Raw genomic sequence first — 12,589 nt, forward strand, 5'->3', positions numbered from 1 at the left:
GCGCTCAACCGCCGACAGGATCGGCAAGCGGTCCAGGCGAAACGCTTGGCTGTCGGTTTGGCGGAGCCCCTTCACCGCGTTCAGCCACGACGCCGAGGTCGGTGTGGCGTGAAGGATCCGGCGCGGGTGCTTTCCCAACCACGCGCGGACCTTGGGGAGCTTGTGGATGGTATGGTTGTCCGGGACGAGGCGCGCGCCACCTTACCGACCGGCACCGCCCCCCGTCGCTCGGACGGGCAGGAGCTACGGCTGATTTGCGGTCAGGATATGATGCCATGATTTATAATCATGAAAATATGGCAGGGAAGGAAAGCATCAAAGTAAGACGGTTTCCCTTCGCTGATGCCTTCATCGCTTGGCGCGCCAAAGCCAAAAGCGCGGAGGCGATACCGAAGGAACTGCCAATTTATCATTTTATGATTTACAGCATCTCCCACCCCTTGTCAGGGAATGGCGTCGATCACGATCAACTCTTCGCATGATCAAAAGCGCAAGCAGTGCAGCAGTCCCGATTCAACGACCATCTCCTTCGGGACAGGAACCGCGGTCCTGATGATGCCTCGACAGCGGGCGACCAGGGGAAGCAATCCGGAGCGCACCCGCCCCGACCTTGATGACGGTCACACCTCCAGCATTTCATAACCTGTCTTCATGTTGGCATTTCATGCGCATGCCCCCGCTCCGATCCGGCATCGCCCATCCAACCGTCTGCGGCACCCCCGTCTGCCGCGCCTGCGACCCGGCATCGGACATGCTTGCGTCCGCATGAGAAGGGCGGGGCCAACTCCAACCGTCACACCGAATGCCGGCTCTGCAGTCCGCAGAAGGCGGTTCCGAGTACGCGTGGTTTTCATTTTCCCATTTCATGTCTTTTTATGATGTCATGTTTTATAGCCCCTCCCCTGTGTTTCCCACGCCACGCCAGCCGGCTTTCCGTCGTGGCACGCTTCGCACCCTCCACATGCTGTGAAGACAGGACACCAAGTCATGATATTGCTTCATGGCTTATCCGGCCGGCTCCTCTGCCGGCGCAGTCCTTCCCGGAGTGTCCATGTCGACCGAAAGCCCTGCCAAGCCCCCCTTGAAGCCCGCCGCCAAGCCGGCCCGTCCTCCTTTGGGCGGGATCGGGATCAGCGGGCTGGGCACGGACGACATCGATCCGATCCGCCAGTACGGATTGAGCAAGGGCTTCCTGCCGACCGAGACGGAGCCGCCCACCCCAACCCAGGCCGCCATTCCCCAGCCGGCCCCGCAGCCCCAGCCGGCCCCGGCGCTCGCCCTTACCATCGTCCGTCCGGCGCCGACCCGGCCGTGGCAGGCGATGCTGCCGGACTATCTGGTGGAGGAACTGCGCCAAGCCGCCGCACGCGAAGGCACCGCCCAGAAGGTGATCGTCCTGAAAGCCTTGCGACAGGCGGGGTTCCGGATCGACGACATCGATCTGCAGGACCTGCGGCGGCGCTGAGGCACCCGGCCCGACACAGAATGCACACAGGCGTGGCCGAAGGGACGGTTTGACTCTCCAAGAGTAGCCGTCTATGCCCTGCACACGCTCCAGACCGATTGCCGACCACCAGCGACGACGAGATGAAGGCAAACATCACCCAGGCCGCCCCGGCGCCGTCCCTTGCGGCAGCTTCGCCCCTTCAGGCCTTGCCCCGTCCGGTATCGTCCGTCCCGGCGCCTGCCCAGGCGGCCGCTCCCAAGGCGGCCCCCCAACCATCCGCTCAGGCGGGATCCCACGGCCTTAGCATCGACATGCTGGAACGGATGCTGGAGCAGCAGCCGAAAGATCCCAACGTGTGGAGCGCGCTCGGTGCCCTGCTGCGGCAGGCCGGGAAGCCGGAGGCGGCGATCGCCTGCCAGCGGCGCGCCCTGGAGATCGACCAGCGCCATGTCGGCGCCTGGACCAATCTGGGCAACGTCCTGGGCGACGTGGAACGCTATGACGAGGCCATCGCCGCGCAGGAACATGCGGTGGTGCTGTCCGGCGGCAACGCCAGCCTGCTGTCCAACCTGGTGGTGGCGTTGCGGCACGGCTGCCGGTTCGACCGCGCGCTGGAAGTTCTGGACGTTGCCCTGCGCACACGGCCCAACGATCCGGGGCTACTGTGGGACCGCGCTCTGACGCTGCTGCAGGTCGGCCGCTATGCCGAAGGCTTCCGCGACTACGACTCCCGCCTGTCGCTGCCCAGCTACCAGAACCGCATTGCGGACGGCCCGATGTGGGACGGCGGGCCGCTCGACGGCAAGACCATCCTGCTGACCACCGAACAGGGTTTCGGCGACGTCCTGCTGACCGCGCGCTATGTCCCGCTGGTCAAGGCGCGGGGCGGCCGGGTCCTGCTGGAATGCCATCCGGAACTGCAGCGCCTGCTGTCCGGGCTGGAGGGCATCGACGGCTTCGTGCGCGCCGGCACCGCCTATCCGGCCTACGATGTCCATTGCCCGCTGATGAGCCTGCCGCACCGGCTGGGCACGACCGTCGAGACGGTGCCGCCGCCCACCCGCCTGAGCGTTCCGGCCGAAGCGCGCGAGAAGGCCGCCCGGCTGGTGCCCGGTCCTGACGGCACGATCAAGGTCGGCATCATCTGGTCCGGCCGCGTCACCTTCAAGGACAATGCGCGGCGCGCCACCACGCTCAGCCGCTTCCTGCGCTTCCTCGACGTGCCGAAGGTGCGGCTCTACAGCATCCAGAAGGGCCCGCCGGAAGCGGAGTTGGAGACACTCGGCACCTCGACGCTCATCACGCCGCTGGGGCCCCATTTCAACGATTTCGCCGACACTGCGGCGGTGCTGGAACGGCTCGATCTGGTGATCATGACCGACAGCTCGGTCGCGCATCTGGCCGGTTCGCTGGGCCGTCCGGTGTGGAACCTGCTGCAGTTCATGCCCTACTGGGTCTATGGCGACGGCCGGGGCGAGTGGGGCGACACCACCCCCTGGTACCCGTCGATGCGCTTGTTCCGCCAGACCACGCCCGGCGATTGGGACAGCGTCTTCGCCGCCGCCGAACAGGCCCTGCGTCAGGTGGTGGCGCTCAGGACCTGAGTGGCGGGGCTACGGGCGCAGACGACAAGGGGGGAGCGACATCGCTCGGCCTAGTGGTCTGTAAGGCGGCGACGGACACGGGCGATGGCGCGGTCGGTGTCGGCAATCAGGGCATCGAGTGCGCCGTAGTCGATCTCCAGGCGCTCCGGGCGGGCAGGCGGCGCGGGGGCAGGCAGCCGCTCGGGCGCACTCACCGGTTCGGACACCACGCTCCTGGGCGGCCGGCCGCGCCGGTGCCCGTAGCGGCGTGGCCCGGCGGTCTCGCCGCGGATGCCGGCGTGACCGAGCAGGCCGTACAGGCGGTGGGAGCCGCGTCCGGTCACCTCCACCGCCGCTCCACAATCGACCAACTCCGCCAGCATCACCCCGGCGCCGCGTAACGAGCAGCCGAGCAGGGCGGCGAGACGGACGGGGCCCAACAGCGGGGCGGCGGCGAGCAGGTCGACGGCGGCCGGCAGGCGGCTGGTGGACCGACGGGGACCAAGGGCGGCGCGGGCAGCCCGCCAGGCCTGCTCAAGACGGCGCAGCGTGACAACCCCCTCCTCCGCCTCGCGTTCCAGGCTGCGGGCAAAGGCCAGCAACCATCCCTCCTCGTCCATCGGGCTGTCCGGGTGCAGCGTGTCGGCACCGGCCAGGATGGGGAGCAGGGTACGGGTCATGCCGGTGGTCTGCAGCGCCACCGGCAGGGCAGCGCGCACCGCTCCGCGCGGACGATCGTCGGCGATCCAACCCCGCATCGCCCGGGCGAGCACCGGCAGCCGGGCGCCGGAGGAAGGCCGGGTGAGGGCCCACAGAGCCTCCTCGACAAGCCGCCGATGGTCGAGGGCGTCGGTGCCGGCGTCGAGGTCGCGCTCGGAGCGCAGGTCGGCGGCTGCTGTCATCAGACCATAGAGGGTGAGGCCGGTGTGCAGGGCATCGAGGTCGGCGCCGCGCTCGACGGCGGCCGGGCTGGCGGGCGGGCGCAGGCGCAAGCCCTCGACCAGGGCGGCGAGGCGCTGCGGTTCGACATGGGCACCATCGAAGCCGGCATGGGCGCAGGCCGCCTCCAGGCGCACGGCGTGCTGCCAGGCTGGAAGCAGCGGATGATGATCGAGGGCGGCATCGAGGCGGCCGAGCGTCAGGGCGGTGCGCTCCAGTGCGGCGGCGGGGTCGGCGGAGGTGGGCATGGGCGATCGAACTCCTCACAGCGGCGCCGACTTGGTAAAGCACAATGAATTTATTCTACAGATAGGTTCACAATGGTGAATTCTATATGGGTGCTGGTTTGGCTCCTGGGCTGGCGCCCCAGCGGGCGTGTGGGCAGGGCCTTGCCGGTTGTCGTTGTCAGGCAGTTGATGCAAAAAGCCGGATCCTGAGGGGTTGAGGGCCTCCGGTGCCTCGGTTTTGCAAACCGGTTCATGCAAAATGTAAGCGGTTCATGCAAAAAGCTGAGCAAAGCCCCTCCGCATTCGCCTCAACTCATTGAAAAGCAATAGCTTCGCCCAAGCGTTCGAGACGTGCCCAGCAAGGTGCTGCGCGTCCAGCCATCTTGGCCGGCGCTTACCGGGCGACCGTCTGGTTTGGCGTCTTGTCTCGCTGCCTGCGGAGAGGAGTAGGGCAGCCGTGGCGGTCAAATCTTTTCCGCTGATTTTCAACCCTCCGGTTATAGGCAAACGGTAGACCTGAAAATAGGGTATGCTGGGTGAGCCCGCTGGCTGGGGTGCCTTGCCCTGCTGGTTGGCAAGCCATCGTTCAGAGGAAACAGGCGCCCATGGCCCTCATCGGCTACGCACGAGTCTCAACCGAGGACCAGTCGACCGAGGCGCAGTTCCTCGATCTGAAAAAGTTCGGCTGCACCGAGATCTTCCGGGAGAATGCCTCCGGCGCCGACCGCGAGCGGCCGCAGCTCAAGGCGGTGCTGAACCGGGTCCGCAAGGGCGACACTCTGGTGGTGGTGCGCATCGACCGCTTGGCACGTTCGCTCGCTCATCTGCTCGATGTGATCGACGGTCTGGAGCGCAAGGGAGCGGCCTTCAAGTCGCTGGGTGACCCAATCGACACCGGCAGCCCGCAGGGCAAGTTCACCCTGCAGATCCTCGGAGCTGTGGCCGAGTTCGAACGCTCCTTGATCCGCGAGCGGACGAAGGCCGGTGTGCGGGCCGCAAAGGCGATCGGCAAGCAGCCGGGAAACCCGGGACTGATCGCCAAGGACCCTCTCGTCCGGCGCCGGGTGGCCCGCGCCCGGGACGACCGGCTCAGCGAGCGGGTCGCCGGGGGGGCCGGTGAATTTCTTCCCGTTGTCCAGCGGCTGCGGCCGGCACACCCGTGGGACCGCGTTGTCGACGTGTTGAACACGGCAGTGAAGAAGCGCCCAGGCGACAACCCGGCGCCCTGGACGCGCGACGCGCTGATCCGGGCCGTCCGCCGTCTGGTCGGCGACGGCCTTGCTGACCCCGACCTGTTGAAGCCCGCACCACGGCACTCCAAGAAGGCGGTGGCGCAGGACAGGCGGCTGATGGAGCTGGTTGCGACCATCCACAATGCCGCCGATGGGAAAAAGCCGACGCTCGCCCGTATCGGCCGCCAGTTGGAGCGTCAGGGCATACCGACCAAGACCGGAGCTCGAACGTGGGCGCCGTCGAGCGTCAAAGTCATCCTCGACCGAGCCCGAGAGCAGGGCTTGCTCACCCCGGCTGAAGACATCTGACGAGGCAGTCGGTCGCACACCACAGACCCGGACGGCGGTATAAGGATCCTACCATTGCTGGACTTGTGAACCGGCTCATAAGCGAGACGGCAGTCGTGAAATGCGCAAAGTCGAACGCCCGTTCTATGACGCGCCGCCGCTCGGATACTGGCCAGAAAAGACAATCATCTTCAACGGCTCGCTCCTTGGCCTATAATGTCGTCCGTCTTATGGGGTGACTCCTATAGGCTCCTCAGCGAGCGCACCGACGCGCCCATCGCCAAGCTCCGACCCACCGGTAAGGGCGACAAGGTCAAGGTGCTCTGTCGATTACGTCGCCAATGAGCCGGACTTCTGGATCCACGCTTGATCCGACACACCACAAAATTGGTCAGAGTCCAGCTCAGAGCAGTGGCATGATGGCAGCAAAGACTTCCGAACCCGGTGTATGGAAAAGGTCTGGTGTCATCCGCGTTGCCAGGCTTACGACTGAGGTCGGAACTGCGCCGACGAATTCAGCATGACGTAGCGCCGCATCTTCGCTCCGCTGCGTCAGCCCTCCGATGGCGTCGACTGCAAGCTGAACTCTGTAGCCAGAGTTCAGCGCATCCAAGGCTGTTTGCAGCACGACGCCCTCCGCTGCAAAACCTGCGATGACAAGCGTCCTGCGGCCGCTCGCGGCAATGGCATCGGCCGTACGCGCATCCATCAACGACCCGACAAAAGTCCGCTCGAAGGTATTCGCGGGAACTGCAAAAGGCTCAAGCTCGGATATCAACTGGGGCTCGCCCTGTCGCTCCGGAACGACGCTGAAGATGGATGGCAGCTTCAGGATGCGAGCGACTTTCGCTAGCGCGCCGGCGGACCGGCCGATATTTGACGGTGAGGTCGTCCGGCTTCCAGCGACCAGAGACGTCTGCAGATCAGCGAAAAGCACTTGGACGTCATTGTAATCGATGAGAGCACCGGCGATGGCGGCGTGAGAAGAACCGGCCGTGCGCTGTTCGGCGCCGCTTGCCATAGCGGGGAGCGTGATAAGGGAGGCACTGGCGATGCCACCCCGAAAAAGGGCACGTCGATCAAGTAAGGTGTTCATTCAAGTTTTTCCTGGGGCGGTACACCGCCGGTTTTTTATTCGAAGTACTGATCATTGGTGACGTGTTCCATCCACGTCACAGGGCTTCCGTCGACCATCTCGTTGATGGCGATGTGGCTCATTGCGGTGATCGCGGACGCTCCGTGCCAGTGTCTGACGTTGGCCGGAATCCAGACGATGTCGCCGGGCCTTATATCCTGCTTCGCATTGCCTTCCTGCTGCACGATACCGTGTCCCATGGTAACAATGAGCGTCTGCCCCGCGGGATGCGTGTGCCAAGCGGTACGCGCTCCGGCTTCAAACGTGTTGATGCCACCGACGATACGGGAGGAACCTGTACCTTTGAAAGCCGAGTCCCGTCTGACCGTCCCGGTGAAATTCTCCGAGGGTGCATAGGACGACGCCTGCGAGCCAGGTCTCATCACGCGGATGGCTTCGTCCGCAGATACGGGGGAGCAAAGGAGCCCGACAGAAATCGTCGATGCGCTAAGAAGCTTCATGTCGTTCCTTTCAGCCGCGCAGCCCAGCGCAACGGTTCAACTTGACCTGCAGGCTCACGCCGCCAGCAACTTCTCGGCAACTTCCTCAGGCATCGAAACCATCGCGTCATGGCCCGTCGCCAGTTCGGAATATTTCCAGCCATTCGTCCTGGCGTATCGCGCGGATGCCTCAATGTTTGGCAAAGCCGGAGTGGTGCAACGGATGAAACTTTTGGGAAGGTCGCCGCCGGGCGGGCGCCGCAATACGAGTGGAGTGTTGTAGACCTTGAGGGGCATGGGGGTCATTCGACGGTCTACCCATGCAATCTGGGCCGGATCCGAAAGTCCGAAGGTCTTGGACGAGGGAGGAGCGATCGCACGCGTGCCGTTGACGGTGACGGCCGCATCCATACGAGCCTTGCGGACATCAGACGGTGCCTCGTCGAAGACCGATGCGCCGTTTGAACCCATAGGTGCGTCGAGGTAAACAATCGATCCAATACGGTCGGCCATCTGGTCTGCGACCCCGCTGATGACATAGCCGCCGAAACTGTGTCCTACGAGAACTATCTCGTTCAATTCCTCCGCCTCGATCACGCCAGCGACATCGCTGATTAGCGTGTTTAGATCGATCGCCGGGCTCAGAAGATGCGCGCGTTCGCCTACTCCGGTGAATGTCGGCGTGAAGACCCTGTTGCCTTTCGAGCGGATGATTTCGGCGACCTGGTTCCAGCACCACCCCCCGTGGAATGCTCCGTGCACCAGCACGAATGTTCGAGCGGGCGTCGGCGCTGCCGACGTACTAACGGCCGAAGACAATACTGTCGCGAACGGAAGTGATGCGGCTAGGCCTAGGAGGCTTCTGCGTTTCATTGGGCGCTCCAAAGTCTCACGAGATGCGCGCGTTGTTGCTCTGAACAACTACCCGTGCTGTCCAGACATCTGCGCACCGCAGAAGATACAGAAAAAAATCATGTCGTTTAGTGGCGCAAAACGATATGCTCTCATAAGAAAATATAATGAATGAAGGCCCAATGAATGAAGCGGGAAGACCTCGGAGATATCATGAACCTGCTGGTGGTCGCCGAGGAGGGAAGCTTCACCCGTGCAGCGACGCGCCTTGATGTCTCCCAATCGGCTCTTAGCCAAGGAATACGGCGGCTAGAGACGAGATTGGGACTGAGACTTCTCAATCGTACGACTAGGAGCGTAGCCCCGACCGAAGCAGGAATGCGTCTGATCGAGACGATGCGACCGGCTCTCGACGAACTGTCGGAGCGACTGGCAGACGTCACTTCGATGAAAGATTCGATTGGCGGTACGATCCGCATCCTCACTCCGGAGCGGGCTGCTCGAACCATACTATGGCCGGCGATCAATGAGATCGTCTCCGAGTACCCCGGAATAAACGTTGAACTCATTGTATCGGGCCGGCTGATTGATATCGTCAGCGAGCGCTTCGATGCGGGGGTTAGAATCGGTGAGGAACTCGCGATGGATATGGTCGCGGTGCCGATCGGGCCCGATCTGCGAATGGCGGCAGTAGCGTCTCCCGACTATCTGCGCAGACACCCCGCGCCAGTGATACCGACCGACCTTGCCTCCCATTTGAGCATCGGTTACCGCAGGTCCGAAACTGGCGCGGTTTACTCGTGGGAATTCGCTAAGGACGGAGAGCGCTTCAAGGCCAGACCTCGGGGTCAACTCGTGTTTAACGACGCCAGCCTTCTTTTGGAAGCAGCTCTTTCAGGCCACGGGATTGCCTTCGTCCTGGAAAGCAGTGCCGCTCGTTATCTGGCTGATGGTTCCCTGATCCGCGTCCTGGAAGAGTGGTGTGAGCCCTTTCCCGGATTCCACCTATACTATCCCAGCCGACGCCAGAACTCGGCGGCGTTTAAACTGCTTATTGATCGCCTGAGATATCGGGAAGCTTCGTAACCATGAGCAGCGGTACGGTTCACCTGGCTAATGCCAGCTAGAGGAGAGCGCGATAGGTGTTCGCCAAACAACGCTAAGGTGAGACAGACGGAGAATACCAGCGCAGAACCTACTGTCCGTCAGCCCGTCCGGCATTCAAAATGCCTGGGAACCCTTCGAGGAAGGGTATTCCGGACGGTTCTCGAACCAGCTGCCAAACGTCGGTTTGGCGGACAGTTGGACTGGAAGGCAGGAGGCAAGCCACCATTCCGGTTCAGTTCATCCCTGGCGATGTTCAGCGAACACATATCGCGCGCCTCCGCTTCGCCGCCAAGTTCATGGCCGCCGTCCACATCGTGGCATACTGGTTATGACTTCGGACCCTAGTCCCTGTATCGCAGAGCGTTGATCAGGAGACGAAAAGCAAGTGAGTTCTGGCGGCGGCTCGGATAATAAAGGTGATAACCAGAGAATGGCGGACACCACTCAGCCAGCACTCGTACCAATGCGCCAGTGGCGAGGTCATCCTGAATTTGATCGATTGGAACCGACGCCAAGCCGTGGCCGGCGCGTACGGCCTTGCGGATCAGGCTGGACGTGTTGAAGGTGAACTGGCCATCGACCCGCACATTGATTTCACGCCCGTCTTTTTCGAACTCCCAGGCGTAGAGGCCTCCTGCAGAGGCCAAGCGCAGGTTTATACAATTGTGGCTGACGAGTTCCTGTGGAGTTTTGGGTATACCATGGGCTTCTAGATAGGCTGGCGTGGCGACGACAGCCATCTCCAGATCGGGCCCTATTCGGACCGCAATCATGTCCTTTGCGATCGCTTCGCCAATTCGCACGCCGGCGTCGTAGCGCTCTGCCACGATGTCTGACAACCCGTACTCGATTACGATTTCCAGGGTGATGTCAGGATAGGCCTTCGTGATCTTCTCCATGGCAGGCCAGAGGATCGTTTCGGCGGCATGCTCCGTTGAGGTGATGCGGAAATGGCCTGCTGGCTTGTCACGCAGGTCCCCGAGTGCGGCGAGGCCCGCCTCGATCTCATCAAGGTGGTTGCCCACTGCTTCGAGGAGGCGATCGCCAGCGTCCGTCGGCACCACGCTTCGGGTGCTGCGGGTGAGCAAGCGGATGCCTATGCGTTCTTCAAGAGCGCGGATGGTGTGGCTTAGGGCCGATTGTGAGACGCCAAGCTGCGAGGCTGCTCGCGTGAAGCTGCGCTCACGGGCGATCGCAACGAATGCGACCAAATCATTGAGATTTTCACGAGCCATGTGTGCCGGGTGCTTTCGGGCGGATTCGTGTACCGGTTTGAGTTTCATGAGCAACGCTCATAGCACCTTGCATACTTTCATGTCTAATCATGATGGGCTGAGCAGTCTATCTACACATCCAGAGAGCAGCATGGATGAGCCCGTCACGGGCCGGAAAGCGATCACGATGAAAACGCGTATTCTTGGAACCAACGGGCCGGAGGTCTCTGCAATCGGCTTGGGCTGCATGGGCCTGACCTTCGGCTACGGCCCAGCAACGGATACCTCGGAAGCAACTGCGTTGATCCGCGCCGCTTTTGAGCGCGGAATCACATTCTTCGACAGCGCCGAGGCTTACGGCGCCACCAACGAGGAGATGGTTGGTGAGGCCGTGCAGCCGTTCCGCGACAAGGTGGTGATCGCGACAAAGTTCGGCTTCAAGGACGGCAATGCCGCTGCCGGTCTGGACAGCACCCCGGCCCGCATCCGTCTTGTTGCTGAGCAGTCGCTCAAGCGCCTTAAGACTGACGTGATCGACCTGTTCTATCAGCACCGCGTCGATCCGAAGGTGCCGATGGAGGATGTTGCCGGCACGGTGAAGGACCTCATCGCCGAGGGCAAGGTTCGACACTTTGGCTTGTCCGAAGCCGGCATCGCCAACATCCGTCGAGCGCATGCGGTGCAGCCTGTAGCGGCTCTGCAGAGTGAATACTCAATGTTCACGCGCGAGCTCGAAGACGAGATCATCCCCCTCCTCGAGGAGCTGGGCATCGGCCTTGTCCCCTTCAGCCCGCTGGGTAAAGGCTTCCTGAGCGGCAAGATCGACGCGGCGACGCAGTTCGCCGAGGGGGACGTGCGCAACAACTTGCCGCGCTTCCAGGAAGCCGCGCGCGAAGCCAATGCCAACCTCGTCAAGCGCATCGGTGAAATCGCCGAGGCCAAGGGTGCGACGCCCGCACAGATCGCACTGGGCTGGCTGCTGGCACAGAAGCCCTGGATCGTGCCGATCCCCGGCACCACCAAAAAACATCGCATGGAAGAGAATGCCGGCGGCGCGGACGTGGAGCTGACCACCGAAGACCTCGGCTCGCTGGCCGATCTGCTGGCGCAGGTTCCGGTGATGGGCGAGCGTTACACGCCCGCCATGCAGGCCTCGATCGATCGTTAAGCACAGTCCTGGGCGGTGCCCTACGCGCCGCCCTTCCACTTCAGTCTGATGAGCACACAACATCATGAACACTCCGATACTGGAGGGGCGGATCGCACTCGTCACCGGCGGGAGCAAGGGCATCGGCTTTGGCTCCGCCCAGCGCCTAATTGAGGAAGGCGCCTTTGTCTACATCACCGGCCGCGGCAAGAAAGCGCTCGACGCAGCCGTCGCCAAGCTGGGCAGTTCGGCTGCCGGAATCGAGGCGGATGCCTCGAGCAAGGCCGACATGGCCGCCGTCGCCGAACAGATCAGGCAGCGGCACGGCAAACTCGACATTCTCTTCGCCAACGCCGGACTGGGCCACGCGACGCCGTTTCCCGAATTGACCGAAGCGCAGATCGACAAGGAGATCGGCGTCAACTTCAAAGGCGTTATCCTGACCGTCCAGTCGATGCTCGGTGTGCTGAGCGATGGCGCGTCAGTGATCCTCAATGCTTCGATCACCGCCGACATGGGCCTTCCTGGCTTCGGCGTCTATGCCGCCACCAAGGCCGCGGTACGCTCTCTGGCGCGTAGCTGGACCACCGACCTTAAGGACCGCGACATCCGCGTCAACACGATAAGTCCGGGCGTCGTACCGACCGAAGGCTATAGCGACGAGCAGGGTATGAGCCAAGCGGACATTGATGCCTACGTCGAGCGCGTGTCCAAGGAGATTCCCGCCGGCCGCGTCGGCACATCGCGCGAGATGGGAGATGCCCTGGTCTTTCTGGCTTCCGATGCGAGCAAGTACGTGCGCGGCATCGACCTCGTCGTCGATGGTGGCATGACCCGCGTCTACGCAGGCAAGGCTTGAGCCTTCTTACCTTCCGCAAAAGCGAAAGGTCGTTTTCATGCCGAAGCAATGGTTCATCGTGACGCTGAAGAACGGCGTTGAGATGCCCGCACTCGGCCTCGGAGTATGCCAGTCCTCGT

The 12,589-nt window shown here is 62.9% G+C and carries 12 protein-coding genes and 2 pseudogenes; 8 read left to right on the top strand and 6 right to left on the bottom strand.

What is annotated here, in order from left to right; translation table 11 throughout:
- Positions 1-66: 66 nt before the first annotated feature.
- A pseudogene (locus J2Y49_RS24080) lies at positions 67-180 on the bottom strand (IS630 family transposase); the annotation flags it as partial.
- Between the two features lie 95 nt (positions 181-275).
- Here J2Y49_RS24080 and J2Y49_RS24085 point away from each other — a divergent pair.
- From J2Y49_RS24085 to J2Y49_RS24095, 3 genes are all read left to right on the top strand, one after another.
- Positions 276-482: a hypothetical protein gene (locus J2Y49_RS24085; protein WP_310117512.1), complete on the top strand. Its 207-nt coding sequence runs from the start codon at positions 276-278 to the stop codon at positions 480-482.
- 569 nt (positions 483-1,051) lie between these two features.
- Positions 1,052-1,465 (top strand): hypothetical protein, encoded by a 414-nt coding sequence (locus J2Y49_RS24090; protein ID WP_310117513.1) that lies wholly within the window; start codon positions 1,052-1,054, stop codon positions 1,463-1,465.
- A 122-nt stretch (positions 1,466-1,587) separates the two neighbouring features.
- Entirely contained in the window at positions 1,588-3,051 is a 1,464-nt protein-coding gene (locus J2Y49_RS24095; RefSeq protein ID WP_310117514.1) for a tetratricopeptide repeat-containing glycosyltransferase family protein, read from the top strand.
- Positions 3,052-3,101: 50 nt separating this feature from the next.
- On the opposite strand, the gene J2Y49_RS24100 is transcribed toward J2Y49_RS24095, so the two are convergent.
- Positions 3,102-4,217 (bottom strand): hypothetical protein, encoded by a 1,116-nt coding sequence (locus J2Y49_RS24100; RefSeq protein ID WP_310117515.1) that lies wholly within the window; start codon positions 4,215-4,217, stop codon positions 3,102-3,104.
- Positions 4,218-4,801: 584 nt separating this feature from the next.
- Between J2Y49_RS24100 and J2Y49_RS24105 the strand changes: the two genes are divergently transcribed.
- Entirely contained in the window at positions 4,802-5,737 is a 936-nt protein-coding gene (locus tag J2Y49_RS24105) for a recombinase family protein (RefSeq protein ID WP_310117516.1), read from the top strand.
- A 382-nt stretch (positions 5,738-6,119) separates the two neighbouring features.
- Here the strand turns inward: J2Y49_RS24105 and J2Y49_RS24110 are convergent, their stop codons facing one another.
- The 3 genes from J2Y49_RS24110 to J2Y49_RS24120 are packed head-to-tail and all read right to left on the bottom strand — an operon-like array spanning position 6,120 to position 8,059.
- Positions 6,120-6,812 carry an isochorismatase family protein gene (locus J2Y49_RS24110; protein WP_310117517.1) on the bottom strand — a complete coding sequence of 231 codons (693 nt, stop codon included), beginning with the start codon at positions 6,810-6,812 and terminating at the stop codon, positions 6,120-6,122.
- Between the two features lie 35 nt (positions 6,813-6,847).
- Positions 6,848-7,312, bottom strand: a complete 465-nt coding sequence (locus tag J2Y49_RS24115) for a cupin domain-containing protein (protein WP_310117518.1) — start codon at positions 7,310-7,312, stop codon at positions 6,848-6,850.
- Between the two features lie 54 nt (positions 7,313-7,366).
- Positions 7,367-8,059 (bottom strand): alpha/beta hydrolase, encoded by a 693-nt coding sequence (locus tag J2Y49_RS24120; protein ID WP_310117519.1) that lies wholly within the window; start codon positions 8,057-8,059, stop codon positions 7,367-7,369.
- A gap of 297 nt (positions 8,060-8,356) precedes the next feature.
- Here J2Y49_RS24120 and J2Y49_RS24125 point away from each other — a divergent pair.
- Positions 8,357-8,509 (top strand): annotated as a pseudogene (locus J2Y49_RS24125) (LysR family transcriptional regulator); the annotation flags it as partial.
- A 12-nt stretch (positions 8,510-8,521) separates the two neighbouring features.
- The gene (locus J2Y49_RS24130) at positions 8,522-9,229 is read left to right on the top strand and encodes a LysR substrate-binding domain-containing protein (protein WP_310117718.1); all 708 of its coding nucleotides are present in this window, start codon (positions 8,522-8,524) and stop codon (positions 9,227-9,229) included.
- A 362-nt stretch (positions 9,230-9,591) separates the two neighbouring features.
- On the opposite strand, the gene J2Y49_RS24135 is transcribed toward J2Y49_RS24130, so the two are convergent.
- Positions 9,592-10,533: a LysR family transcriptional regulator gene (locus J2Y49_RS24135; RefSeq protein ID WP_310117520.1), complete on the bottom strand. Its 942-nt coding sequence runs from the start codon at positions 10,531-10,533 to the stop codon at positions 9,592-9,594.
- Between the two features lie 118 nt (positions 10,534-10,651).
- Between J2Y49_RS24135 and J2Y49_RS24140 the strand changes: the two genes are divergently transcribed.
- Complete coding sequence (locus tag J2Y49_RS24140) at positions 10,652-11,632, top strand: aldo/keto reductase (RefSeq protein ID WP_310117720.1); 981 nt, start codon at positions 10,652-10,654, stop codon at positions 11,630-11,632.
- 64 nt (positions 11,633-11,696) lie between these two features.
- Complete coding sequence (locus tag J2Y49_RS24145) at positions 11,697-12,470, top strand: SDR family oxidoreductase (RefSeq protein ID WP_310117521.1); 774 nt, start codon at positions 11,697-11,699, stop codon at positions 12,468-12,470.
- Positions 12,471-12,589: the final 119 nt, after the last annotated feature.

Source organism: Azospirillum sp. BE72 (assembly GCF_031455875.1).
Taxonomy (GTDB): Bacteria; Pseudomonadota; Alphaproteobacteria; order Azospirillales; family Azospirillaceae; genus Azospirillum.